The 25238-nt window shown below is 66.7% G+C and carries 24 protein-coding genes; 13 read left to right on the forward strand and 11 right to left on the reverse strand.

The annotated features are described in order from the left end of the window. Nucleotides 1-202: 202 nt before the first annotated feature. Entirely contained in the window at nt 203-1327 is a 1125-nt protein-coding gene (locus G6N66_RS12515; RefSeq protein ID WP_085236360.1) for an FAD-dependent oxidoreductase, read from the reverse strand. Nucleotides 1328-1495: 168 nt separating this feature from the next. Here G6N66_RS12515 and G6N66_RS12520 point away from each other — a divergent pair, with 168 nt between their 5' ends. Further along, nucleotides 1496-2245, forward strand: coding sequence for a C39 family peptidase (locus G6N66_RS12520; protein ID WP_232079283.1), 750 nt, complete (start codon nt 1496-1498; stop codon nt 2243-2245). A 246-nt stretch (nt 2246-2491) separates the two neighbouring features. Further along, nucleotides 2492-3760 (forward strand): PE family protein, encoded by a 1269-nt coding sequence (locus tag G6N66_RS29110; RefSeq protein ID WP_085236362.1) that lies wholly within the window; start codon nt 2492-2494, stop codon nt 3758-3760. Between the two features lie 35 nt (nt 3761-3795). Here the strand turns inward: G6N66_RS29110 and G6N66_RS12530 are convergent, their stop codons facing one another. Beyond that, nucleotides 3796-4776: an alpha/beta hydrolase gene (locus G6N66_RS12530; protein WP_139825533.1), complete on the reverse strand. Its 981-nt coding sequence runs from the start codon at nt 4774-4776 to the stop codon at nt 3796-3798. Between the two features lie 255 nt (nt 4777-5031). Between G6N66_RS12530 and G6N66_RS12535 the strand changes: the two genes are divergently transcribed. Further along, a complete protein-coding gene (locus G6N66_RS12535) occupies nt 5032-6513 on the forward strand; it encodes a DUF4185 domain-containing protein (protein ID WP_085236554.1) in 1482 nt (493 codons plus the stop codon). Between the two features lie 6 nt (nt 6514-6519). Here the strand turns inward: G6N66_RS12535 and G6N66_RS12540 are convergent, their stop codons facing one another. Then, nucleotides 6520-9312 (reverse strand): ATP-binding protein, encoded by a 2793-nt coding sequence (locus G6N66_RS12540; protein WP_085236366.1) that lies wholly within the window; start codon nt 9310-9312, stop codon nt 6520-6522. 143 nt (nt 9313-9455) lie between these two features. Here G6N66_RS12540 and G6N66_RS12545 point away from each other — a divergent pair, with 143 nt between their 5' ends. After that, on the forward strand, nt 9456-12275 hold the full coding sequence (locus G6N66_RS12545) for a helix-turn-helix transcriptional regulator (RefSeq protein WP_232079284.1): 2820 nt from the start codon (nt 9456-9458) through the stop codon (nt 12273-12275). Here G6N66_RS12545 and G6N66_RS12550 read toward each other — a convergent pair. From G6N66_RS12550 to G6N66_RS12560, 3 genes are all read right to left on the reverse strand, one after another. Further along, nucleotides 12229-12687 (reverse strand): nuclear transport factor 2 family protein, encoded by a 459-nt coding sequence (locus G6N66_RS12550; protein WP_085236555.1) that lies wholly within the window; start codon nt 12685-12687, stop codon nt 12229-12231. The two genes, G6N66_RS12545 and G6N66_RS12550, sit on opposite strands and share 47 nt — an antisense overlap. Before the next feature lie 11 nt (nt 12688-12698). Then, nucleotides 12699-13571, reverse strand: coding sequence for an NYN domain-containing protein (locus G6N66_RS12555; protein WP_085236370.1), 873 nt, complete (start codon nt 13569-13571; stop codon nt 12699-12701). A 132-nt stretch (nt 13572-13703) separates the two neighbouring features. Further along, nucleotides 13704-14759 (reverse strand): DNA topoisomerase IB, encoded by a 1056-nt coding sequence (locus G6N66_RS12560; protein WP_085236372.1) that lies wholly within the window; start codon nt 14757-14759, stop codon nt 13704-13706. A 225-nt stretch (nt 14760-14984) separates the two neighbouring features. Between G6N66_RS12560 and G6N66_RS12565 the strand changes: the two genes are divergently transcribed. The 5 genes from G6N66_RS12565 to G6N66_RS12585 all read left to right on the forward strand — a co-directional run bounded on the left by G6N66_RS12565 (nt 14985) and on the right by G6N66_RS12585 (nt 19419). Next, nucleotides 14985-15197, forward strand: coding sequence for a hypothetical protein (locus G6N66_RS12565; RefSeq protein ID WP_085236374.1), 213 nt, complete (start codon nt 14985-14987; stop codon nt 15195-15197). A 54-nt stretch (nt 15198-15251) separates the two neighbouring features. Continuing rightward, nucleotides 15252-17045, forward strand: coding sequence for a glycoside hydrolase family 15 protein (locus G6N66_RS12570; protein WP_085236375.1), 1794 nt, complete (start codon nt 15252-15254; stop codon nt 17043-17045). 62 nt (nt 17046-17107) lie between these two features. Continuing rightward, nucleotides 17108-17596 (forward strand): oxidoreductase, encoded by a 489-nt coding sequence (locus G6N66_RS12575; RefSeq protein WP_232079285.1) that lies wholly within the window; start codon nt 17108-17110, stop codon nt 17594-17596. Between the two features lie 34 nt (nt 17597-17630). Beyond that, a complete protein-coding gene (locus G6N66_RS12580; protein ID WP_085236379.1) occupies nt 17631-19121 on the forward strand; it encodes a molybdopterin-dependent oxidoreductase in 1491 nt (496 codons plus the stop codon). A gap of 4 nt (nt 19122-19125) precedes the next feature. Beyond that, nucleotides 19126-19419, forward strand: coding sequence for a hypothetical protein (locus G6N66_RS12585; RefSeq protein WP_085236381.1), 294 nt, complete (start codon nt 19126-19128; stop codon nt 19417-19419). Here G6N66_RS12585 and G6N66_RS12590 read toward each other — a convergent pair. Next, complete coding sequence (locus G6N66_RS12590) at nt 19385-19729, reverse strand: hypothetical protein (RefSeq protein ID WP_085236383.1); 345 nt, start codon at nt 19727-19729, stop codon at nt 19385-19387. The genes G6N66_RS12585 and G6N66_RS12590 overlap by 35 nt on opposite strands. 31 nt (nt 19730-19760) lie before the next feature. Beyond that, nucleotides 19761-20696: a YncE family protein gene (locus tag G6N66_RS12595; RefSeq protein ID WP_372515671.1), complete on the reverse strand. Its 936-nt coding sequence runs from the start codon at nt 20694-20696 to the stop codon at nt 19761-19763. Between the two features lie 286 nt (nt 20697-20982). Between G6N66_RS12595 and G6N66_RS12600 the strand changes: the two genes are divergently transcribed. The 3 genes from G6N66_RS12600 (at nt 20983) to G6N66_RS12610 (ending at nt 22582) form a co-directional block, all read left to right on the forward strand. Further along, the gene (locus G6N66_RS12600; protein WP_139825545.1) at nt 20983-21489 is read left to right on the forward strand and encodes a DUF1360 domain-containing protein; all 507 of its coding nucleotides are present in this window, start codon (nt 20983-20985) and stop codon (nt 21487-21489) included. Nucleotides 21490-21509: 20 nt separating this feature from the next. Next, nucleotides 21510-21923 carry a ChaB family protein gene (locus G6N66_RS12605; RefSeq protein ID WP_085236386.1) on the forward strand — a complete coding sequence of 138 codons (414 nt, stop codon included), beginning with the start codon at nt 21510-21512 and terminating at the stop codon, nt 21921-21923. A 263-nt stretch (nt 21924-22186) separates the two neighbouring features. Then, nucleotides 22187-22582: a heme-binding protein gene (locus G6N66_RS12610; protein WP_085236388.1), complete on the forward strand. Its 396-nt coding sequence runs from the start codon at nt 22187-22189 to the stop codon at nt 22580-22582. Between the two features lie 70 nt (nt 22583-22652). Here the strand turns inward: G6N66_RS12610 and G6N66_RS12615 are convergent, their stop codons facing one another. Both G6N66_RS12615 and G6N66_RS12620 read right to left on the reverse strand, forming a co-directional pair. Then, nucleotides 22653-22970 (reverse strand): hypothetical protein, encoded by a 318-nt coding sequence (locus G6N66_RS12615; protein WP_139825535.1) that lies wholly within the window; start codon nt 22968-22970, stop codon nt 22653-22655. 74 nt (nt 22971-23044) lie between these two features. Beyond that, on the reverse strand, nt 23045-23893 hold the full coding sequence (locus G6N66_RS12620) for a class I SAM-dependent methyltransferase (protein WP_232079287.1): 849 nt from the start codon (nt 23891-23893) through the stop codon (nt 23045-23047). A 77-nt stretch (nt 23894-23970) separates the two neighbouring features. Here G6N66_RS12620 and G6N66_RS12625 point away from each other — a divergent pair, with 77 nt between their 5' ends. Further along, nucleotides 23971-24393 carry a helix-turn-helix domain-containing protein gene (locus G6N66_RS12625; protein ID WP_139825536.1) on the forward strand — a complete coding sequence of 141 codons (423 nt, stop codon included), beginning with the start codon at nt 23971-23973 and terminating at the stop codon, nt 24391-24393. Nucleotides 24394-24397: 4 nt separating this feature from the next. Here the strand turns inward: G6N66_RS12625 and G6N66_RS12630 are convergent, their stop codons facing one another. Beyond that, the gene (locus G6N66_RS12630; protein ID WP_232079288.1) at nt 24398-25228 is read right to left on the reverse strand and encodes an SDR family NAD(P)-dependent oxidoreductase; all 831 of its coding nucleotides are present in this window, start codon (nt 25226-25228) and stop codon (nt 24398-24400) included. Nucleotides 25229-25238: the final 10 nt, after the last annotated feature.

Genomic DNA, 25238 nt, shown 5'->3' on the forward strand with positions numbered 1-25238 from the left:
AAGGGGCCGGGGCGCTCGCTTGGAGTGTCTGTCTGGAAATCCTTGTCACGATGTCACGGCGTCGGAGCGCCGCGTGCGGCCCGGCCCCCAACGGGCCATCCCTGGATGCCAACGACTATTCCAGCGCGGTTCAACGGCGTCAGTCGGCCGAGCAGACGGTACGCGGGATGAATCGCGCCTCCCCCGATTGGGGGAACGGGCGCTACCGAAACGGGCGGTTCTCCCGCACTCCGCGATACATGCCCCATCGGACGATCCACGGCATCACCACCCGTTCGACCGCCCACGAGGGGAAGCGAAACATCTGGCCAGTGGGCAGAAAGACTTCCAGCCCGTCGGCCTGGATGCCCAGCACCGAACCCCACCGACTGCGCGGGGCCCGGAAGGTGCGCAGCGGCCTGCCCGCGAACTCGGCGCGGATGTTGTGGGCCACCAACGCATCCCCGCGATTGCGGGCGGAGCTGCGCAGCGGGTCGGTCGCCGCGACGTCGCCGAGCGCAAAGACATTCTGCTGGCCGGGCACGCGCAGCTCCGGCGTCACGCGGACGAAGCCGTCGTTGTCGAGCAGCTCCGGGGGCAACCACTCGGTGTTGGGACGCACCCGCCCGATCGCCCACAACACCGCGTCGGCCGATGCCGGGGGCTGTCCGGTGCTCCATTCGACCGGTTCGCTGGTGATCTCGTCGCCGGCGAAGCCGTTGGCGAGCGCGGCGCGGTGGCCAGGGTGCAGGCCCACTCCGAGGTCCGTCAGCCGGTCCTGGATCTGATTCCAGATCCGCGGGTGATGCCCGCCCAGGGCCCGCTCGCCGGGGAAGTACAAGTCGATCCGCTTGCCTGGCCAGGTGATTGCGATGTTGGCGGCGCTGCTGACGGCCGCCGCGCCGCCCCCCACGACGATCACCGATCCGGCGGCGGCCAACCGGTTGTGCGCGGCACGCAGGTCGGCACCGATCTGCGCCGCCGACTGCAGCGTCGGGCGGCGCCAGAAGCCGTTGGTCACGCCGGTCGAGATGACCAGGGCGTCGTACTCCTCGGCGATTGTCGCGCCGTCGTCGCCGCGGGCGAACACGGTTCGGGCAGCCAAATCCACTCCGGTCAGCGACGCCTGCACCGTGCGCGCTTTGTCCAGGGAGCGGAACCGGTCGAATGGAATCCAGTTGTCGCGGGCCCAGTCTTGGGGACGCACCAGCCGAATGCCAAGTTCTTGGCCGCTGACCAGCGCGGGTTTCGCCGAGACACCCACGACGTCGGCGTGCCGCGCCAGGCGGATCGCGGTCAATATCCCTGCGTCCCCCAGGCCGGCGATGACGACTCGTTTGCGCGTCATTTAGGCCCGGTCAGCTTCTGCTGCTGCACTTTTGAAATCCATGCGGACCTCCTTGGCCACCCTCGGCGTGGGCCAAACTGTAACACGTTCTACCGAGGGCTACCGGCCCGAATACGCAGGAAAAGCCGGACGTCGTAGCGGCTTTAATGGTTCACTGGCGCGGTCAACGTGATCTTCATTTCCCGCATCGCCACCACGGCGCGCTCGGCGGTGGTGGGTGCTTTGATCGGCATTTCCAGTGTCTGCCTTGTCGCGGCATGCGGCTCGGCCGGTGAGTCGGCCACGCGGTCGACCCCGGCCTCACCAACGGCCGCCGGCGCCCCCGCGGCACCAACCCGTCCCGGCGGCGTCTACGGCGACCCCGAGGCGGACGCCCGGTATTGGGTGCAGCAGTCGACCGAGGACACCTGCGGGATCGCGTCGGTGGCCGCCGTGGTCGGCGAGGTCACCGGCACCGCTCCCACCGAGCAGCAGGTCATCAAGCTGGCACAGGACACGCCGTCGTCGATCCGTGACGGGGCGATCTATCTTCCGACCGGCGACCCGGGCCACGAAACCGATAAGGGCGGCATCGACATGGCCGACATCGTCGTGCTGCTTGCGCACTACGGCATCAAATCGAAAATGACCTACGACGCGCACCCGGAAGAGGTGGGTCTACCCAAGCTGGAGGAATACCTCGGTGCCAACCGCAAGGTCATCGCCTGGGTCAATTCGGGAACGATCTTGAACTCCAACGATCAGCGGACTTCGCCCGATCACTTCCTCGTGGTGACCGGCGTCGACACCAACAGCGACACCGTTCACCTCAACGATCCGTACGCCGATCACGGCGACACCAAGGTCAGCGTCAGCAAATTCATGACCGCCTGGAAGATCGGGCAGGAGTCCATCGTCGTCACCGCATCCCCAAGCTGACGCGATAGTCGATCTCGAAAGGCATCGAGGGCCTGGAATGCGATGTGCCTTAGGCATCGCATGAGCGCTGCTTAAACATCACCACTTCGTGTGATAGCCCCGCGCCAGTAGAGCCGCCACCCTTGTCAGCGAGCCGGCATCGAAGCCGGACTCCGCCATTCGCGGCCAGCTGGGTCCTGGCCGTGCCCGCCCACGGTTTGGCTGGCGTGCCGCAACTCGAGGCCGAGACAGGAATAAGAGGAAAAGATGTCGTTCGTTATCGCTGCGCCGGAGCTGATCGAGTCGGCGGCCCAGGATCTCTCGAGTATCGGCTCGACGCTGGGTGAGGCCACCAACTCCGCGGCGGCCCAAACGACTTCGATTGCGGCGGCCGGCGCCGACGAGGTGTCGGTCGCGATCGCGGCTCTGTTCGGCAACCACGGCGAGGAATTCCACGCGCTCACCGCCCGGGCGGCCGCGTTCCACAACGAGTTCGTCGGCTTGGTCAAGTCGGGCGCCGGTGCCTATCTGGCCAGCGAGGTCGGTAACGCCGAACAGCTGTTGGCGGGTGCGGCGGCCGGGCCGGCGCAGCCGCTGACGGGTGTCGCCTCGCTGCTGGGCACCCCGGGGCAGGGCTTCTTCAGCCCCGGCAATATCGCAGCAATCGAAGCTCCCTACAAAGCGCTCGTCGCCAATACCGAAGCCAATTTGCAAAGCATCGTGGGCGCCAGTGCCGCCGACCCGCACCCGTTGTTGCAGCAGATCGTTCACAACCAGACCGGCTACGCCCAGACGGTCACGACCGCGCTACAGAACGCCGGCAGGGACATCCACGCCGGATTGCCCGCGCTGAGGGCGAGTTTCCACGCCGCCGGGCAAGCTTTGCTTGCGGGCAACCCCAACGCCGCCGCGGACGACGCCTTGCAGGGTCTGGAAAACTTCATCCTGCCCGGCTTTAACACCTCGGGGACCGGGCCGATCGCCATCACGCCCATGGGGCCGTTGGGCGACCTGCTCCCGATCCTGGGCATACCTGGTCAGATGGCACAGAACCTCGCCAACACCGTTCAGACGCTCACGGACTTCACAACGACATTTGATACCAACACCTTTGGCATTACGTTCGGGACGCCGTTCGCGCTCGCGCTTGACCTGTTGGGCTCACCGATCACCACGATCAGCGCGCTCTCAAACAGCGCCCACGTGATTACCAGCGCGCTGCAAACCGGAAACGTGGTGGGCGCCATCGACGGAGTCCTCGATGCGCCGGCCAACGTCGCCAACGGCTTCCTGAACGGTCAAACGATGGTGGGCCTGCCGCCCATCACCCTGGACATATTGGGTTCGACGATCACGGCCCCGTCCGAAGTCCCCTTTAGCGGGATCCTCACGCCCCTGACGCCGATCACCATCCTCTTCGACGGGATTCCGCTGCAGCTGCTGGCTGGCACGCACATCGGTGGCATCGTTCCCGCCCTCACGCAGTTCCTTCCCGGACAACTCGCACAGGCAATCGCAGGAACCGGCGCCGCGTAGCGAATTGCTTTGCGGCGCAACACCATAACCGCGTGTTATCGACTCTCGGCTGGTTGCCGGGTGAACGCTTGCTGAAGGTGCGCGATGATCTCGCGGCGGGCGCGCTGCGCTCCGCGGTTGGCTCCCGGTGTTGCGATGAATGCGTGTGCGGCATGGGGGTATTCGGTGAGCGCCGCGAGCGCGCCGACGTCACGCAGGCGATCGGCGTAGGCGGCGGCTTGGTCGCGCAGCGGATCGAAGCGCGCGGTCTGCACCAACCCGGGTGCCACGCCGCGCAGGTCCGATGCCAGCAGGGGCGAAACCAACGGGTCGGCGGGGTCGTTGTCCCGCAACCAGATTCGCCGGAAGGCCGCCAGTGTGGTCGGCGTCAGGATGGGATCGGGGTTTTCCAGCGCCGACGGGTAGGACAACATCGCGTCGGTGAAATCCACGACCGGGTAGATCAGCACCTGAAGCGCCACATCGATGCCGCGATCGCGAGCATGTAGGGCGGCGACGGCGGCCAGGTTCCCGCCCGCGCTGTCACCCATCAGCGCCGGGGGGCCGGGACGGATGTTGAGCTCCGATCCCGCACCCCGCAACCAATCGAGGGCGTCGAACGCATCCTGCGTGGATGCGGGGAACGGGTGTTCCGGGGCGAGCCGGTAGTCCACCGACACCACCAGCGCCGGGGTGCGCGCCGCGACACCGGAATTCAGCCAGTCGGTTTGCGCGGCGGTGCCCAACGCGAACCCGCCGCCGTGGAAATGCACCACCAGAGGTAATGCGCCGTCGTGCCGTGACGGCCGATATACCCGCATGGACAGCGTGCGATCGCCCAAGGGCAGCGCTCGTTGCTCGATGGCGACATGGCGATGCGGAAACCCGGTAATGACGCGCGCGGCCTTGCCGGCGCGCAGCCTGTTCAACCGATCTCGCGCGGCGATCAATTCGTCGTCGGTCAGCTCGGAAAGCGGTTTTGTCGATCGGCTCGCCAACCCGAGTAAGCGAACTCCCAGGGGTGGGTTCGGTGGCACCGACGGATCCTAACGTGGCTTGCTCGCGAAATTCGCCTCGGAACAAATGGGTCGCGACACGGTCTCGGATGCATACCTTTTCGCAACTCACCGGTCACAACAGCCTCGTTGATCACTATCGTCACATGGGCCGGCTATGGGCGTCAATGAACTTCAAGGGACATCACAGTGGCGTTCGTGGCGTTCGTGGCGTTCGTGGCTTGGAAACCGGGAAAGGTGTGGCATTTGAAGTCGCAGTCGGCGATTCCGCGAATTATGTCGGTGGTTGTGGCGTCGACGGCCGCTGCTGGGCTCACCGTGGCGATAGGCATCGCGCCGCCCGCGAGTGCCACGCCCTGTGAGGCGCCCGAGGCGAACATCGACCCCCCAGCCAATTCGGCACCCATGCCCGCGCCCCAGCCGGTCGTCCGGCCGCCGACCGGTCGCCGGCCGCCGAACGCGAACGACCGCGCGCCGCTGCCCAAGCTCGGTCCGCTGATCTCCTCGCTGCTCAAGCCGACGACAGGCACCCAATATTCGGCGCCGATGACACATCAGGCGGAGGTCTTGCCGCCCGGTCCGAATCCTCCCGGTGCGGGTAACGCACCGCCGGCGAACGCCAACCAGTTGGCGCCCAACGCGGCCCCGGTGCATCCGCAGCCGGCGCCGCAGCCGGCGGCGCAACCGGCGCCGCCTCCCGGTCCTCCCGCCAATATCGGCGGGGCTCCGACCTCGCTCGTCGACTGGATCACGGGCACCAACGGCCCGAACAAAACCCTCGAGCGGTTCGGCATATCGGGAACCGACCTCGGTGTCGTCTGGGACAACGGCGACGCGTCGAATCGCCAGGCGCTCATGGCCTTTGGTGACACCTTCGGCTATTGCAAGGTCCACGGCCAACAATGGCGATACAACGTCCTGTTCCGCAGCTCCGACCGCGACCTGTCCAAGGGCATCCACATTGGCCCCTCGTCGCCGTCGGACAGGTACGCCGGTTCGCCCGCATGGCAATCGGGGCTGTCCAAACAGATCATCAACACCCCCAGGGTGGCGCCCAAGGAGACCGGGCTCATTCCGACCTCCGGCATCTCGCTGGGGGGAACCCAGGTCATCAACTTCATGTCCATCCGGGAGTGGATCCGCGATGGCGACTGGTCGACGAACTACTCGGCGATCGCGCTATCCCGCGACAACGGCCAGAACTGGTCGGTCCAGCCCAACTCGATCCGCCCGTCCTCGCCGGAAAACGTGCCGGGTGGCAGGTTCATGCCGGGCAACGAGAACTTCCAGATGGGCGCCTTCATGAAAGGCAAAGACAACTACCTGTATTCGTTCGGGACGCCGTCGGGGCGCGGCGGTGCCGCGTTCCTGTCGCGGGTGCCCCCGCGCTTTGTGGCGGATCCCTCCAAATACGCGTACTGGAACGGTGATTCGAACTCCTGGGTTCCGGGCGATCCGAGCAAGGCCACCCCGGTTTTCCCGGGACCGGTGGGCGAGATGTCGGCCCAATACAACGACTATCTCAAGCAGTACCTGGTGCTCTACACCAACGGCGGCAGCAACGACGTCGTCGCAAGGACCGCGCCGTCCCCGCAGGGACCATGGAGTCCCGAGCAGATGTTGGTCAGTTCGTGGCAGATGCCGGGCGGCATCTACGCGCCGATGATTCACCCGTGGTCGTCGGGGCGGGACCTCTACTTCAACCTGTCGCTGTGGTCGGCATACGACGTGATGTTGATGCACACCGTGTTGCCCTAGCCGCAACTAGGCGCTGGGTTCGAGCCGAGACGCACCGCCGGGAAGCACGTGCGCAAGTTCGCCTCGCGAGCGGATGCCCAGCTTGGCGAAAACCTTGCGCAGGTGGTACTGAACGGTGCGCGGGCTGATGAATAGCTGTTCGCCGATTGCGTTGTTGGACAAGCCTTCCTGAGCGAGCCGCGCCACCTGCAGCTCCTGTGGGGTGAGGTCGTCGCCGGTGTCGACGGAACGCTTACGGGCCGATTCGCCGGTGGCCATCAGCTCGCGGCGAGCGCGGTCGGCAAATGCCTCGGCGCCCATGGCCGCGAACAGCTCCTCGGCCACCCTCAGCTCGGCGCGCGCATCGATGCGCCGATTCTGGCGGCGCAACCATTCGCCGTAGATCAGATGCCCGCGGGCACTCTCCAGGCCCACCTGAGTGCGACCGAGGTGATCGAGGGATTCGCGGTAGAGGCCCTCCGCCGCATCGTCGTCGCTCAACAGCGCGCGAATGCGGGAGTCGATGCCGAGTGCCCATGGGGTCGGAGTCGTCTGCACGCGCGCCGCCATCCAATCACGGGCCGCGACAAGCACTTCGACGTTGCCGGTGCGTGACGCGGCCTCGGCCAGCTCCGGGATCACCAGGGCGCCCATGCCGACGTGGTCGTGGTCGAACACCGGTTTGATGGCGGCCAGCGCGTCTGCGTGGCGGCCGAATCCGTTGGTGAGTACCGCGCGTCCGTACGAGGCGAAGTCGGCGACCTTGCACTTGCCCCCGGCCTCGGCGGCCGCGAGTGTCTCCTCGATCAATTCGCAGGCCTGCTCGCGCCGACCGCGCCACGCGGCCAGCAGCAGCTTGCCAAACCTCAACGGCGGGTTGCCCGTCGCGGCCGCGACCGCGCAATCCTCGTCGACCACCGCGGCCGCCTTGTCGAATTCGCCGCGCAGCATCAGCGTCCACGCCAGGTAGTGCAGCGCGAACTGCAGGTGGATGGGGGCGCCGGTGGTCCGGTCGAATTGTGTCTCGCGCAACGCCAGTGCATACCAGGACCGGGCGTCCCATACCTCGGCGGCCAGGGTGGCGCCCATCTTGGAGCGGGTGATGGGCAGCCAGCTATCGGGCTGGCCGGCAACGACATTCGCAGTGAGCAGCATCTCGATCGCGCGGTTGAACAACGGCGCCGCAGCCGCGTAGCCCACGGTGAACCGGGCGACAAACGCGTCCAGCAGCACGTCGACGGCCCGCGGCGGTTGCGGGCTGGCCGGGCCGGCGGCGGCTGCGGCGGCCGTTGCCAGGATGCTGTTCGTGTCCGGACCGTCGGGGCCGGCCAGCCACATCGCGGCGTCCAATGCGCGCAACCGCGCCTCGCGGGATGACTCGGCGCACAACGATTCGAAGCGCCCGGCCGCGCTCTGCAGCAGTTGGGCCGCTTCGCGCACGCGCAATTGGTCGAAGGCAATCTCGCCGCGCAGGTATTCCACGTGGGCCGCCTGCAACGCGTCTTGGGATCCGGCTTCGGCCCCCACCAAGAGCCCCAGGGCAGCGTCGAGGGCGCCGGCGTCGCGCTTGGCCCGCGCGGCGGCCAACAGGCGCGCCGCGCGGTGCTCCGCCCCCGGCGTCAGCATCGCCGCGAGCTCCAAGAACGCCGCGCCGGCGGCCACACCGCCGCGCGCCAAGGCCCGCTCCGCCGAGCCCTCGAGGTCCGCGGCGACGGTCTCGTCGGGCCCGGTCGCCGCCTGCGCCAGATGCCAGGCCCTGCGGTCGGGATCGGATCGCGGGTCGGTTGCTTCGGCCAACGCCCGATGTATCTTGCGCCTGTCGGCCACCGGCGTCGAGCGGTAGACGACGGAACGGATCAGCGGGTGACGAAACTGCACCCGGGTGCCGAAGTCGATCAGCCCGGCCTCGATCGCCGGGGTCGCGGCTCCAGGATCGAGCCCCAGGCGCGCCGCGGCGTCCCACCGCACCGCCGGCTCACCGACCGGATCGGCGGCCGCCAGCCGCAGGACGTCCCTGGTCGCTGGCGGCAGGGCTTCGAGGCGTCGCATGAAGCTCTGCTCCAGTCGGCCCGTCAAGCCCGTTGGAGGCATGGCAGGCAAGGCAAAACCGCCCGCCAGCTGGGCTGGCGTTATCCCGCGCGGCAACTCCAACAGCGCCAGCGGGTTGCCGCGGCTTTCGGTCACGATCTGCTCGCGGATCACCGGATCAAGCGGCGCGGTCAGAGCCCGATCCAACAGCGTGCGGGCATCGTCGGTACTGAGTCCGCCCAGGCGCAGTTCGGGCAGTCCGGACAGCTCCGCGGTGACCAGCTGGGTAGCGAAGATCAGGCCCACCGACTCGTCACCAAGGCGGCGCGCCACAAAGGCCAGCGCCTGCGCCGAAGCCCGATCGAGCCACTGTTCGTCATCGATGAGGCAGATCAGGGGCTGCTGCCTTGCCGTGTCGGCCAACAGGCTCAACACGGCCAGGGCGATGAAGAATCGATCGGGGGCCGCGCCCTCGCGGAAGCCGAAGGCCATTTGCAGCGCGTCACGCTGGGGCGGCGGGAGCTCGTCGAGCCGGGACAGGACGGGCGCGAGTAGCTGATGCAGGCCGGCGAAGGCCAGCTCCATCTCCGCCTCGACCCCGGCGGCACGCAGCACCTGGCAGTCGCCGGTTTGCTCGGCTTGCCGCGCCAGCCAATTCAGCAGCTCCGTTTTGCCCAACCCGCACTCGCCGCGCAGCACCAAAGCCCGGCTCCGAGCCGACCGGACATCATCGACGAACTCGCCCAACGCACGCGTTTCGGCGTGCCGACCGATCAGCCCGACGGCTGGCATTGTCGTATCGGGGCCCCCATCCGCATAGGTCGAAGTTACACGCACGCCAGTTGTGACGGCTGGCCAATGGCGGACTCGAAGGGGCATTCCCGGCTCCGATACTCAACAGCGTCGTTCGTATTAATTCGTCTGGAAGGTCGCTCGTGACGCCGCCGATTCGCGGTCGCGATGAAGAACTCAGAGCGGTTCGCGAGTTCGGTAGCTCCCTCGCCAAGCGCCGCGGCGGCTCAGCAACAAGCCTGGACACACGCGTCGTGATCGTCGAGGGTCCACCGGGCATCGGCAAAACGCGGCTGTTGCAGGAGTTCATCGCGCGTGCCGACAAGGGTGTGCGGTCGTTGTCGGGACAGGCCTTCGAGTATCAGCAAACCGTTCCGTTTGCCCCGTTGTTCATGGCGACGCTGCGTGCCGATCCGCCGATCGGTCAGGCCTCGACGCTGCGCCGCGTGCACTCGGCCGACTTGCGCTACCTGGTGGTCAACGACTTGCAGGCCGCGATCGGCGCGGCGGCGGCGAAGACACCGATCCAAATCGTGCTCGACGACATCCACTGGGCCGACCACGCGACGCTGATGGCCGTGCGGTCGTTGACGACGGGCCTTGCCGGCGCCCCGGTGTTGTGGGTGCTGGCCACCCGCACCGGCGCCGGGGGACCAGCGGTCGGCACGACCGTCAACTTGCTGCACCACGACGGCGCCCGGGTGCTGCGGTTGGGCGCCGTCGAGCCGACCGCGGTCGCCGACATCGTGGCCGACGTCGTGCGCGCCGAAGCGGACGCGTCGCTACTCAGCCTCGCCGACAAGGCCCACGGCAACCCGTTCCTGGTGATGGAGCTGATCCTCGGGCTGCAGGAAGAGGGCCGAATCAGCGTGGCGGGCGGGCGCGCCAGTGTCAGTGGGCGCGAGCTGCCGCAGCGGCTCACCGCCACCATGCAAGAGCGGCTGGACCGCCTCTCGGCCGATGCGCGCCGTGTCGTGCAGGTGGCTTCCGTTCTGCCCGACAGCTTCTCGGCGGGGCTGCTGGCCGAGATGCTCGAACGCCGCCCGATCGGGTTGCTCTCGGCGGTAGAGGAGGCGGTGCGGGCTGACCTGCTCACCGAAGACGAGGACGGGCTGCGGTTCCGCCATGACCTGCTGCGGCAAGCGACGCGACAGTCGATGCCACAGTCGCTGCGGAAAGCCATGGAGCGGGACGTCGTCGCCGTTCTCCTCGCCGGCGGAGCGGCGCCGGTCGAGGTGGCGACCCAACTCGCGCGCAGCGCCGAAGTCGGCGACAAGGCGGCCATCCGGGCGCTGCGACAAGCCGCGCAATCCCTCGCCGCCTCCGATCCGTCGACCGCGGCCGACATCAGCAAACGGGCCCTGCAATTGCTGCCCTGGCAGCATCGCGCGCGCGGGCCGTTGGTCGCCGAAACCGTGGTGCTGCTCAACCAGGCCATGCGTTACGGCGAGGCGCAACAACTGGCTTCGGCAACGCTTTCCGCCGGCATCTCGGCGCAAGAAGAGGCCGACGTTCGGCTGGGCTTGTCCATGTTGTCGCCGCGCCCGGCCGGTCAACGCGCCGAGGAAAACCGGCGAGCGCTGGAGTTGGCCAGCATCAACGACCTCACCCGGACACGGCATCTCGGCTGGCTGGCCTACAACCTGGCGATGGACGGCCAGACCGGTGACATCCGCCGCGCCGTCGATGACGCCCTGGACGCGGCGGCGTTGACCGATGACGTGCTGACCAAAGTGCTCGCCGAGGCTTCGGCGGCCATCGTGGATTGCGCCGACGGGTACGCCGGGCGCGCCGAGCAGGCACTCGAACGTCTCGCCGTCCTCACCCGCAGCGTCGAACCCGGTCCGGTGCGGCACCTGGCGGCGATCAATCGCGCCATTGTGCTCCTCACGCTCGGTCAGCTCGATGACGCCGCCACCAGCCTCGCGGTGAGCCTGCGCCAGGCCCGCACGCAACGTAACCAGATGGCGGTTCAGCTCCTCACCCAGATACACGCGCTGATCCATCTGGCCGCCGGCCGGCTGGAGACCGCGCGGGCCAGCGTCGAGTCGCTGCCCGAGCCGGAACGGATGACCTGGACACGCATCGGGGGACGGATCGGCCTGATGGTGCTCGCCCGGGCGGGCGCCCACACCAACGACCGCGCCCTGCTGCGCGAGGTCGCCATTAACGCGCGGGACGCGCATTCGGCGGGCGGACCCGGGCACCGACGCGAGGCGATGGCGGCTTTGGCGCATCTGGCATGGCAGCGCGGCGACATCGCCGAAGCGCAGCGCTGGCTCACCGACGACTTCACGCTCATGCAGACTCCGCTCTGGGCGGTCGACCTCGATCACATCGTGTTGGCCGCGCGGGTCGCGGCCGCCGCCGGTGACGCGGGATTGCGTGCACAGGTGCTGCATGCCGTGAAGGTGCTCACCCGCGAAGAGCCGGGGGCGCCGTTGTTCAACGCGGTGGCCCAGCACGCGCGGGCCATCTTGGAACGCGATCCCGACGCACTGATCGCCGCGGCCAAATCCCTGAGCGAGCTGTCGCGACCGCTGCTGCACGCCGCCGCCGCCGAGGACGCCGGCACGGAACTCGCGCGCGCCAACCGCACCCCCGAGGGCCTCGACCAGCTCAACGTCGCGTTCGAGACCTACCTGCGCTGTGGTGCGACCGCCGATGCTCAGCGGATCGGCCAAGCCCTTCGGGCGCATGGCATTTCACGACGCGTGGTCGGCAAGCCCCGCCCGCAGACCGGAATCGACAGCCTCACCGACAGTGAGCTCAAGGTCGTCCACCTGGTGGCTGCCGGTTCGACGAATAGGGAAGTGGCACAACGACTTTACCTGTCACCGCACACCGTCAACTCGCACCTGCGTAGCGCGTTCGCCAAGCTCGGAATCCGGTCGCGCCGGGAGTTGAGCCGCCTCATCAATGCCCACCATGAGCCGGTGGCTGACGAGCCATCGCCGAATTAGGCGCTGCCCAGTCGGTGGACACCTTGCGGTGCTTGATCAACCAGGTTTCGCCGTCAGGCACCAAGACATCGCGGTAGCGGCCGAAATGATCCAACCCGATGTGGGTCACCACGGTGAAGTACGACGAGACGTGCGCCTGCTCAGGCGTCAACTCGGTGAACAGCACGTTGGCGACGTTGTGTCGGACGATCCGCTTGACGTCAGCATCGGCGACGACGTTGCTTGTCACGTTGCCGAGGAAGGCGGCGATTTCGGATCGCCCGCGCAGGGGCGCCATGCCGCGGATCTCCAGGACGCCTTCGGCGCAGAATGTTTCGGTCAGGCCGTCAATCCGCCCGGCGTCACCCGACCAGTTGTATCGCGCAAGCGTGTCCCGGATCTGTTCTCGGGCAACCAATTCCCAGATCTGCATGGCCATCGTGGCTATGAGCCGGCGTCAATATGCAGGCGGACCATGCGCGTCGTGCTGCTCTCGTCAAGGTCGACGAGATCGCTGCGCGAACGCAGGAAGTCGCTGAAGGACTTGAACCCCAACGACTTTTCGCTGAACGACGGGTCCATGCGCTTCATCTGGGCCTTGACCGCGGAGTTGTGCAGCCAGTCGGCATCTTCTTTTTCCAGCCCGATGCGCAGAGCACGCTCGAGCAGCCCGGTGGCGGCGGCCTGCGGATCGGTGGCCGGCGGCTCGTCGTCCGGCTCGGATGCTTTCGTGCGCCGGCTGCGTTTGTCGGCCTTGGGAGCCGGGGCGCTGCTGGGTATCCCGGGCAGCGCGTCATAGGTGACGAATTCGTCGCAGGCGGCGGCCAGTGACCGGCTGCTGGCGCCGGCGACCCCGATGCCCACCACATAGCGGCCGAGGCGCTTGCAGCGCTGGGCGAGCGCGATGTAATCCGAGTCGCCCCCCACGATGACCACGTGGGTCAGGTCGGGCAACCGGAACATGTCCTCGACCGCATCGACCGCCAGCCGGATGTCGGCGCCGTTCTTGCTGTAACCCGACGCCGGAAAGAGTTGCACCAGGTCGACGGCGCGGCCGACCAGCTGGCCGTGGTAGGCGGCGTTGACGTCGGCGGACCAGTCCGCGTAGGCGCGGGTGAGGACGAGAGTGCCGAAGGACGAAGCGAAGTCGATGACTGCGCCGACGTCGACGGTCGCCATCTTGAGTCGCTCGTCGTCGAGGCCTTTCGCCTTGTCGCGGTGAAACGAGTTGCGCCCGTGCACCTGGTCGTACCTCGAGATCACGATGTTGTCGAAATCGAGGTAGACCGCCACGCGCGTGGGGCCCTGTTCGGTCATCCGCTCATGGTGCGCCACCGGCGCGAGCAGACGCAAAAGCCCCTTCACGCTCGGCGTGTCGGGGCTGTTTGCGTCTGCTCGCGCTGGCGGCCGAGCCGAGGCCGGCGCGTCCATATCCGGCATCTGCCGCGGTCACGCGGTCTTGGCCAGGTCGGTACGCCCAGATACGCTGTCGCCCTTCGCCACTCGTCGGATCAGTGTGCGAGTGGCCTTCTCCAGGATTTCCTGGGCGGCCTCGGGTCGGCGGGCGCGCTCGGCGCGCCGTGCGGCGGTGGCAATGGTCATGCCCTGCTCGTAACCGGTGACAACCCGCGGGTCCACGTACGAGCCGCGCGCGACCGCTGGGGTGTTGCCCAACTCGTCGGCGACCTCCCGCATCACCGCGGCCGCAACGCGCTTGGCGACCCGCTGGGAGACCGCGGGATCTGCGTCGGCGAACGCCGCGGCGGCCAGCACCGTCCCGTGCCAGGTTCGCAGATCCTTGACGGTGTAGTCGTCACCGACGAGCTGTTTGAATCGAGCGTTGAGGTCATCGGCCTGAATGTTGACCCAGTCAGAACCTTTGCGGCACACCAGAAGACGCTCGGTTCTGCCGGTGCGGCGCAGCAGCGACCGAACCGCCCGGAGGACCTCAGGATCCTCGACTTCAACGGTGCGCCGGACCCCGCTCTTGGCGGGGTAGTCGAATTCGACCGCGTCACGGCGCACCGTCACGTGTTCACACAGCAGGGTGGCGATCCCGTAGGACTCGTTCTCGTCGGCGTACTCCTCGCCGCCGGCGCGAAAGTAGCCGCGATCCAACAGGCGCAGTGCCAAGGCAAGCACCCGTTCCTGCGTCAGGCCCCGGCCGGCAAGGTCGCGGGCGATGCTGGACCGCCACGCCGGCAACCGAGTGGACAATCGCAGGACCCGGTCAAACTTCTCCTCGGCGCGTTCCTGCTGCCAGGCCGGGTGGTAGAGGTATTGCCGGCGCCCGGCCGCGTCGGTGCCGACGGCCTGAATATGGCCGTTGGGCTGCGGCGAGATCCACACCTTCTGCCAGGCCGGTGGAATCACGAGACCTTCGATCCGCGCCAGAGTGGTGTCGTCGGTCAGCCGTTCCCCAGCCGGCCCGTAGTAACAGAAACCCTTGCCGCGGCGCTTGCGCGTGATTCCCGGCTCGCTTAACTGACTGCGCCGCAATCGCACATCCGCCTCCCGTCAGGTGATCCCGGTCGCATCCGCGATGACGGACCGCATACCCGCCCGAAGACGACGCCAATCGATGCCAGTCCATCATCGCGTGCCGAGATCGATTAACTGAAAGCCGGTTTTAGCAGCGCTTTCAGCGGGTATGACCGGTCGCATGGTTAGCGGGTATCAGCTCGGGGGTTGGCGTTATCCGCTGGCTCATAGCAAACGGGGGACCAACAGGTGATCGATGAAAGAACACTGAAACACTGGCAGCGAGTCGGCCCTCCGCCGATCTCGGGGCGTGAACTCATCGACTCCCACCTGCAGGCCTACGGCGAGGTGCGGCGCCTGCGCAGCGCGCTGGCGGTCGTGCTGGGCACCCTGGACGCGGTCGACAGCGGGGAGTTCGACAATGCCATCGAGGGGCTTGTCAAGCTCGATCGTTTGAATTGATCACCGACCGCTTCGGATGAGACCAAGCGCCCTGCGCGCAACGGAGGCGAGGCGATGGATGAGCAGCGTCCGCTGGCTCAGCGCTTCCCTCCGCACGTCCTGAGGCAATATGCCGTACTCGCCGACGGGGAGCGCGGTGTGGTCGTCGGCCCCCGCGGCGACTACTGCTGGATGTGCATGCCACGCTGGCACGGCGCAGCGGTGTTCGGCACGCTCCTCGGCGGCGCCGGCGTGTATGCCGTAGCGCCGGATCTGCCTCGGTTCGTGTGGGGCGGACGGTACGAACCACGGTCGTTGATCTGGCGTTCGCGGTGGGTCGCGACCGACGGAATAGTCGAATGCCGCGAGGCGCTGGCCCTCCCAGCCGATGAGCACACCGCGGTGCTGCTCCGCCGCATTCACCCCGTCGACGGGCGGTCGCGGATGCGCATCGCGGTGGACGTCCGCGCCGATTTCGGCGGCCACCCGATGTCCGACCTGTCTTGCGCTGAGTGCCGGGGCGAGCCGGTGTGGACCGGGAGGTCGGGCCCGTACCGATTCCGGTGGGCGGGAGCCGCCGACGCCCAGGTGTGTGACGACGGCTCGCTGCAGGCGGTGGTGGATGTCGCTCCAGGACGTGACCACGACCTCGTTCTCGAGATTTCCGAGCATGAGCTGCAGGAGCAGCCGCCCCGCGCGGAGGACGCCTGGAACGCCACCGAACACGCTTGGGCGCAAGAGGTTCCGGCGATCACGAACACGCTGGCCGACGTCGACGCTCAGCTCGCCTACGCGGTGCTGCGCGGCTTGACGAGCAGCCGCGGTGGGATGGTGGCCGCGGCGACGACATCCTTGCCGGAACGGGCCGAGCAGGGCCGAAACTACGACTACCGGTACTGCTGGATTCGAGACCAGTGTTACGCGGGCCAGGCATTCGCCGTCGGCGACTACCCACTGCTCGACGACGCCGTGCGCTTCGTCAGCGAACGCGTGCTGGCGGACGGTTCCAAGCTTCGGCCGGCCTATTCGGTCGACGGCGGTCCGCCGCCGCGTGAACAAGACCTCGATTTGCCGGGTTACCCCGGCGGCCATGCCAAGACCGGCAACTGGGTAGCAGACCAATTCCAGCTCGACAGTCACGGCGAGGCGCTGCTCTTGTTGGCAGCCGCGGCCGAGCGCGACCGCCTGGACGGCACGCACTGGCGAGCCGTCGAGACTCTGGTGCGGACGATCGAACAGCGATGGCGTGAGCCCGATGCCGGCATTTGGGAATTGGACGATCGGCATTGGGCGCATTCCCGGCTGACGTGTGCCGCCGGGCTGCGGCGGGTAGCGGCGGTGGCACCGCCACGGCAGGGTGCGGGGTGGGACCATCTGGCCGACCAACTCGTGACCGCCACTGGCTCGGATTGCCTGCATCCGAGCGGCAGATGGCAACGTGCTCCGGACGATCCAGGAATCGACGCGGCACTGCTGCTGCCGTCGGTTCGTGGCGCGATCCCGGCCGACGATCCGCGCACAGTCGCCACGCTGGAGGCGGTACGCACGGAGCTGTCCGAGCAAGGATTCGTCTATCGGTTCCGTCCGCACGGGCAACCACTCGGTACGGACGAGGGGGCCTTCCTGTTGTGTGGATTCCTTGCGGCGCTGGCGGATCATCAGCAGGGCAACGATCTGGCCGCGGTTCGCTGGTTCGAACGCGGCCGGACGGCCTGCGGCCCGCCCGGCCTTTTCACCGAGGAGTATGACGTGGGACAGCGCCAATTGCGCGGGAACCTTCCGCAGGCCTTCGTGCACGCGCTGATGCTCGAGACGGCGCATCGCCTCGCCGGACCCGGCCCGAAAGGCGTTACCGGCCAGGGTTCCTGAAGGTTGCCTGTAAGTATCGGCGCGGGTGGTTAACGCACGTCAGGCAGGGTACGCGGACAGCTGTGGGCGCTGTGATTCAGCGGGCGTGGCGCCGTAGCCGGATGTACCGCATTCTGACGTTCAACGGCTATGTCGCCTTCAATGTGCCGCGGTTTGTGACCGCGTTGGGTAGCGTGCTCCTGCTGGCTCTGGCCGCGGTGCATGCCTACGTCCTCGTCACCACGACACCGGTGCCTCCGTATTTCACCGTCTACTGCGCGGCTCTGATCACCGGGTGTGTCTGCGCCGTGGTCGCGATCGGGCCGGCAGTCAAACATGTTTTGCCGCAACATGGTTGGCGTCTGGGTGGTCTCGTCTGCGTCCTCTACGTCGGCGTCTACCTGGCAACCAGGGCCGTCAGCCTGCCCGCAGTGGCGGCGCTGACCGGCAGGTGGGATTTCGCTCCCGGGACGCTGGCGTTCGCCTGCGCCGGTGGATTCATCGCCCTGTACGGGTCGGTGCTCGTGGGCATCAATGTGGCTTATCCGCAGCGGCAGGATTGGCGCGACTGATGGGAGCCGAACGGACAGCCGAGAGGGCCTCGACATGACGCCCCTCGACTTCCCGGCGTGGTTGCGAATCGACCACTGGCTGAACGTGTTGTTCGTGACGCTGGTCATCCGCAGCGGAATCGAGATCCTGTCTACCCACCCGAAGTTGTACTGGAACGAGGACAGCAAACCGGGCACCGAATGGGCACGGTTCACCCGCAAGGTGATGCCGACCGACAGGCTCTACGACACCCTCGACGAAGAGGAGGACTACCACCCGTTGATCTCGTTACCCGGGCGGGCGCAGCTCGGGATGGGCCGGCACTGGCACTTTTTCGGGGTGATCGGCTGGATTTTGGTGGGGCTGTCGTACTACATCCTGCTCTTCGCCACCGGTCAATGGCACCGGTACTGGCCCTACTCGTGGGCGATCTTTTCCGACGCCTGGAACGACATCGTCACGTACATGACGTTCAGCCTGCCGCCGCTGCTGCCCGGCGAACCGCTGGATGCCATGCAGAAGCTGGCGTACGCCGGGGTGGTCTTCGTTTTGGCGCCGTTCCAGATCCTGACCGGGGCCGCGCAATCCCCGGCGATCGAGGCGCGGTTCCCGTGGTATGTGCGGATGTGGGGTGGCCGGCAATGGGCCCGCTCCCTGCATTTCATCGGTTTGCTCGCGTTTCTGTTGTTCATCGTGGTCCACCTGTCGATGGTGTTCTTCTGGGGCTGGGGGCGGCCCACCGCAACCATGATCTTCGGCTCGGCACGCAACACCCACTGGGCGACGGCGCTGTCACTGGTGATCATCGGCGCGATCATCGCCGTCCACGTCGCGGCGACCCTGTGGAGCCTGCGACGGCCCATGTCGGTCCAGCGGATACTGGGCGCGGTGGTCACCCACGCGCGACTGATCCTGTTGCGGCCCTTGAATTCCCGGCAGAACTATCCGAAGAGCAAACTGACGCAAGACCATCGGGTCAACGGCAAGCCGCCGACCGCCACCGCCTACAAGGTCATGGCGGTGCACAACTTCGTGGATTGGCGACTGCCGGTCGGCGGGCTGGTGGAACGGCCCGTGACGCTGGACTTGGCGGCGCTGCGTGGCCTGGCGGAGCAACAGACGCAACGGGTGCTGCACAACTGCGTTCAGGGCTGGACCAGCATCGGCGAATGGAGCGGAATCCCGCTGGCCCAACTTGTCCAGCTGGTGCGACCCTTGCCGCAGGCCCGCTATATCTGCTTCCTCACCATGCAGGACAACAGCACCGACGAACCCAGCTCGCACGGCGGGGGACAGTTCTACGAGGTCATCGATCTCGAACTGGCATACAAGCCGCAGACCCTGCTCGCCTACCAGATGAATGGCAAACCGCTACCGATCAAGCACGGCGCACCCTTGCGGTTGCGTGTGGAAACCCAGGTGGGTTTCAAGATGGCCAAATGGATCAGCCAGATCGAGTTTGTCGACGACTACTCCGGCATCGGCAAGGGCAAGGGCGGCTGGCGCGAGGACAACGTCTACTACGACAAGGACGTGGAGATCTGACGCCATGGGTGACGAAATCATGGTGCGGCCCGAGTTGATTCGCCTCGACCCAGCTTCGCGGGAGCGGGTTTTGCGGCAGATCGCCGCCAAGGGCGGCTACTGCGGAAGCTGCCGAGCGACGGACTTCGACGTCGGAGACGCTCTCTACCTAGGGTTTTTGTTCCTCGACGAGGATCCAGACGCGTACATGGTGGCCCTCACGTGTCGTAATCCCGAATGCGCCGTGCCGCGAACGGGAATCGTGTTGCGGGACAAGGACTTTCTCACACGCGCCGCAGACGCCGATGCGGCGCACTAGCGTCGCCCGCGAGGCGAGGGCGGGTAAGCCTGAACCGTTCGATGAGGCCGGTCAGCTCGTCCAATTCGTCACGCAGCGCCTGAAACTTCGCGGCATCGGCCTCGGCCAGCAGACCCAGTGCACTGTAGTGCGCTAGCCGTCGTACCCGGCCGGCCAGCACGGTGCCCCATCGGATGCTGAAGTCGTAGATCTCGTCCTCGCTCACCGATCCTCGCCCGCCCAGCTCGCGCAGCGCCGTTATCTGTCGTTTGATCAGGGCCACGTCGTCGTCGACTCCAATCGCCGTCTGGTGCTCCGGCTGCGTGCTCATCGGTTCTCCTCGGTGCCTCGAAACTGACGTGTTATAGGCGCGGCTTGCCCACACTGATCACGAACGGCTGCCCCTTCAGGGTCAAATACACCCGGTGCTGCGCAACGGCCATGCCCGACAGGGGCGCGGTTTTGGCCGGCCCGGGGGGCATCGACGTCCGATAGTCGATGGTGCGAAGCGTCGTGATTTTGCCGTGCGGGTAGCCGGTCACCGTTGCCGAGTCGAACACCACCACGCCCGCGTCCGTCGCGGCGTAGATCCGGGTGTCGTCGGTGCCCAGGTAGCGAATCGGCGACGGCACCTGCGCGCGACCCACAACCTGCAAGCCTTCCCCACCGCGCCGGGAGTCCACCGCGTAGAGCACTGTGCGGCCTTGATCGGCGACGTAGCTCCGCGTCACCTTGGTTCCGTCACCTGCCGCCGTCGCGACGTCCAGGTCGAGATCGCCACGCTTCTCCGGGGGCGACGACGGCCCTTTGTAGAAGCGGATGCCCGATGGCCCGTAGAGGTGGTATTCGATATCGCGGCCACGGTTCGCGCCGTCGATGGCGGTGGCGGGTTGGCCGAACCTTGCGGTCGCCAGCTTGCGGAAGCCCTCGACGTCCACCGGTGTCACCGACGATCCATCCGCGGACAGGGCCAGCAGGATGCGCATGCCGCGGTCTTCGGCGAGAACGGCCGGGGCGGGACCCGCATCGAAGTCTTCGACCTGCTGCAGGCTGGCCAGGTCGACGACAGCGACGCGGTTGCGGGCCGGCTCGGGCACAAAGACGCGGCTGTTGTCGCTTCCGCTGATCTGGATGTTGCGGCCCACGGCCATGGGCGCCGAGAGCCGGGTGTGGGCCTCTGGCGCACCGAGATCGCTGATCTCGGCGAGTCGGTCGTCGTCGGTGGGTGCGATGACCGTGTGTCTGGTGTACGACCACACCGGATCATGCAGGGTCGTCTGAATCCGCGTAACGGCCACTGCGGGTTGACTTTCCAGTGTGGTTCCCGGCTGTGCACAGGCCGCAAGCACGAGGGTCGTTGATAGGGCCGCGGTAAGCGGTCGCACTCGGCGGCCTCTGCACTCATCCACGATCGCCGCACCATCCCTTGCGCTCGTACAGCTTCGCTGTGGATACCCGGGCATCGCCGGGCTACACGCTGCGCCCCCGGTTGCCCTCCGCCGAACCGGGTACCCGCCGGGAACGCGATGAAGGAGTGGGGCAGTGAAAGAAGTGAGTGAAGCCGGCACCGGGGTGGCTGAAGAGATGGCTGACCGGGCCGGGCAGGAGGCCGACACGTACCGCGGCGACAACCCCCGGCCACTGGGCGGGTATGTGGCGGTTCTGATCCTCTACACCGCGCTGGTTGCCGTCACGACGGTGGCGGCTGCGGTTACCGGGCGCAAGTTGCCGGAGCGGTGGCGTTTACAGGACCTGATCACGGTCAGCATGGGTACCCACAAGCTTTCGCGGACCCTGACCAAAGACGCGGTGACCAGCCCGTTGCGGGCGCCATTCTCCTATTACGCGGGGACCGGCGGGCCGGCCGAGGTGCAAGAAGAATCCCGGCAATCGGGGCAGTTGCGGCACACCCTGGGTGAGCTGCTGACGTGCCCCTTCTGCCTGGACATGTGGGTGGCCACCGGGTTCGCCATCGGATTGATCTTCGCGCCCAGATTCACCCGCCTGATCGCGGGCAGCTTCACCGCCCTGGCCGGAGCCGACTTCCTTCAGCTGGCCTATGCGATAGCGCAACGATCAGCCCAAGGCTGAGACAACGTGAGGAGGTTTTGATGCCGAAGACAACGAAGCGTGGTACGGCAAAGCAAGACGAATTGCCCAGCACGTTGCGCCGCTCCAGCGGCAAGGCGCAACGGACCTTCGCCAAGGCTCACGATTCAGCCGCCGAACAATACGGCAGCGAGGAGCGGGCGCATCGCGTCGCCTATGCCGCGGTCAAGCACAGCTTCGAGAAGGTCGGCGACCACTGGGAAGCGAAAGAGGAGCAAGGCCCTTCCGATGAGCACGCCGAGCGCGGGGGCTTGCGCAACCCGTTGCCGACGGCCGAAGGTGTCGACGCCAACGCCAGCAAGAAGCACCTGCTCGAGATCGCGCGCCGGCTCGATGTTCGTGGTCGATCCTCGATGACGAAACCCGAACTCGTCGACGCGATCAAAAGGCACAACCGCCGTGCCCGCGGCCGCTGAGCCGATAACGGTTTCGTCACGAATTGAGATCACGAATGCCTAAGAATCGGCCAATGTCTCTGAGATTTCTTAGGTTTGGCGCACCGTCTTGCTTACCCGCTTAGCAAACTGCGCCCGTTTGCGTGGCCCGGATCACGCTGCCCACGATTAGCGGCGTTCGTCGACAGCGAACGTCGGTAGCGCACGGTTTCGGCTCAGCTACTTTGGATTTCGGGGGTTCGGGCGCCTCACCGAACGTGTTCGCGCATTCGAAGGAAATAACTATGAAATTCAGCAATACATCCGCGCGCCGGCGAATGGCCGGGGTTGGTGCCGGCCTGCTGCTCGGCGGGCTGGCACTCGGTGTCGGCGCTCCGATGGCGGCCGCAGCACCCGATTGCAGTCCGGGCGGGGTGAACGCGACCGTCTCATCGGTCACCGGCGCGGCGCAGCAATACCTGGGCGCTCACCCGGGCGCCAACCAGGTAGTCACGGCGGCGTACGGACAACCGCGTCCGGCCGCGGCGGCCAGCTTGCGCAGCTACTTCACCGCGCACCCGCAGGAGTACAACGACCTGCGCGGGATCCTGGCTCCGATCGGGGACACCGAGCGCCAGTGCAATGTGACGGCGCTGTCGCCTGAGCTGGAGTCGGCTTACCACGAGTTCATGGCCGGCTGATCCAATCGTCTGTGGCAGGCGTCTCGCACGGCGGGGCGCCTGCCACAGTCGTGAATCCGCTTGGTGCTCGTTACTTCTCGACGTTATAGAACGAGTCGCCGTCCTCGGGGGCGCCGTCGATCTGACCGCTTGCGCGGCCGTGCGCGGCGACGTCGATGCGGTCCAGTTGTTCGTCGCTGACCACGTCGAGCGCACCGCCGGCATCGGAGTCGTGCGCATCGCGCGACGGTCCGTCGTCGTCCGCCCTGTCCGGGGTTTCCGCCGCCAATTTTTCGTCGAGCGACTCGCTCTCGCCGGCGTCGATCCACCGCTCGGGCGGATCGACCACCTCATCGCCGTCGTCGTTGCGCACCTCGTCGGAGTCCAGGCTCTCGCTCTGCTCCAACATGTCGTCACTATCGTCATTGTCGCTATCCACGAGTGGCCGATTGCCCGCCCGGCCAGGTGTTAAAACGCTTACTGCTAAGCCGCGGTGGCTTCGACCAACCAGCAGGCGGCTGTGTACTCGACGGAGTCTCCTACGATGAATGGTTGGTACGCCTCCCGCAGCGCGCTGATTACCTTGGTGCGGGTCTCGGCATCGACGCTCGGCAACGCCTTCGCGATCGGCCCAATCTGGGTCAGGTAGGGCAAGAGATCAACGATAGGCAGCGTGCATGTGACGTCGGCGGCTTTGACGCCGATCGCGCTCCAGCCGGCAGCGTCGAGGATCCTCCGGATGCGCTGTCGGTCGGCGAACGCAGCGGGTCCGGGTCTCCCGACCGCTCGCGGTTCAAGAGCTGGTAATAATGTCCCGGCCACGCGCTCGGCAGTGTTCATGAAGGGGTTGTCGTCCGGATGACGCCAGCAGTAGAAAGCAAGCCGGCCTCCGCTACGGGTGGCGCATCGCAGGTTGCCAAAAGCTGACACCGGATCGTCGAAAAACATCACGCCGAAACGAGACACGACGTGGTCGAAGCGCGCGTCATCAAATGAATGCGTCTGGGCGTCGGCGACGATGAATCCGACCGGCAATTGCCGCACGCGGGCGCGGTTTTGGGCGGTAGCGACCATTGGCTGGGAGATGTCGATCCCAGTGCAGCTGCCGTGCTCGCTCAAACGCTCCGCAATAGCCAACGTCGTGGCGCCGGTACCACAGCCGACATCGAGAACCCGCTGCCGCTCACCAGGTGTAACGCGAACACTATCAGCAAGAAGATCCTCGAAAGGTTTGAACATCGCATCGAGAGTGTCCTGCAACGCAACCCATGCTGCGCCGTTGGGACCGTTCCACGCCTGCAGCTGTTGCGTATTGGCAGTGCTGGGCATCATGATCCTCTCCCTTGGTCACCATCTAAGTTAAGGAGGACTATCGCAGTTCAAGTCGACTTGAACGCAAGGGGAAAAGGGTGGATCTTATCGACATTTCAGAAGTCGCGCGCCGCTGCGACATGGCACCTTCAGCGTTGCGGTTCTACGAAGAGAAGCGATTGATTACTCCGGTTGGGCGACGTGGCCAACGCCGAGTCTTCGAACCGAAGGTCCTTGATCAACTGGCATTCATCAGCCTCGCACGGGCCGCTGGGTTCTCACTCGACGAGATCGCAACTATGCTCTCACCGGGCGGAAAGATCCGAATTGATCGGTCGGCGCTGATTGCCCGAGCAGCCGAGATCGATGACACTGTCCGCAAGCTCGCAGCGATCAGCGACGGTCTCAAACACGCAGCAGCTTGCCGCGCCGCCAACCACTTCGAGTGCCCCACCTTTCGGCGCTATCTCGACCTTGCAAGGGCGGGTTCGTTGCAACCCATACCGCGCAAACACCCGTAGCCGGTCAGGGCGCGGCAGGTCGATTGGTCCATTCCCGGTCGGATCGGCGCGACGAGCGGAACCATCCACCCGCGGCGCCCGTGCCGCCGTCGGTCGGGATCGTGTGACCGGTGACGAATGCCGACAGGTCTGAGGCCAAGAACAGGATGACGCTGGCCTGGTCTTCGGGCAGTCCCATCCGTCCGACCGGAACCCACTGCGGCCACTGCGCCTGCTCGTCGGCGGTCAACCACTGCGAGTAGGGCACCTGCAGCGATTCGGTGACATCGGGACCGATGGCGTTGACCCGCACCCCGTCATGGCCGACCTGGACGGCCAGGCTGCGGGTGAAGTGGATGACGGCCGCTTTGAACGCGGCGTAGACCGGATCCTCGGGGTAGCCCCGCAGTCCCTCGACGGACGAGACGTTGACGATCGCCCCGGCGCGGCGGTCGAGCATCGCCGGCAGGAACGCGCGGGTGACGAGGAAGACGTGGTGCAGGTTCACCCGGTAGAGCTCGTCCCAGAGCTCGGGGTCGGTACTGGCAAAGCCGCCCGGATGGCGCACCCAGTGGCCGACGTTGTTGACCAGCACATCCACCCTGCCGTATCGATCCAGCACCGATCGCGCCAACTGCGCCACCTGGTTGCCGTCGCGGACATCGGTGACGACCGCGAAGGCCGAACCGCCCGACCCGGTGATCTCCTCGGCGGTACGCCGCGCCAGCTGTTCGTCGATCTCGGCGATGACCACGTGCGCTCCGTGCTCGGCGAACAGCCGTGCCGTCGCCGCGCCGATGCCGCCACCTCCGCCCGTCACTACCGCAACCCGGTCGACCAACAGGGGTTCGATCAACGCAACCTCC

Source organism: Mycobacterium conspicuum, from assembly GCF_010730195.1.
Taxonomy (GTDB): Bacteria; Actinomycetota; Actinomycetes; order Mycobacteriales; family Mycobacteriaceae; genus Mycobacterium; species Mycobacterium conspicuum.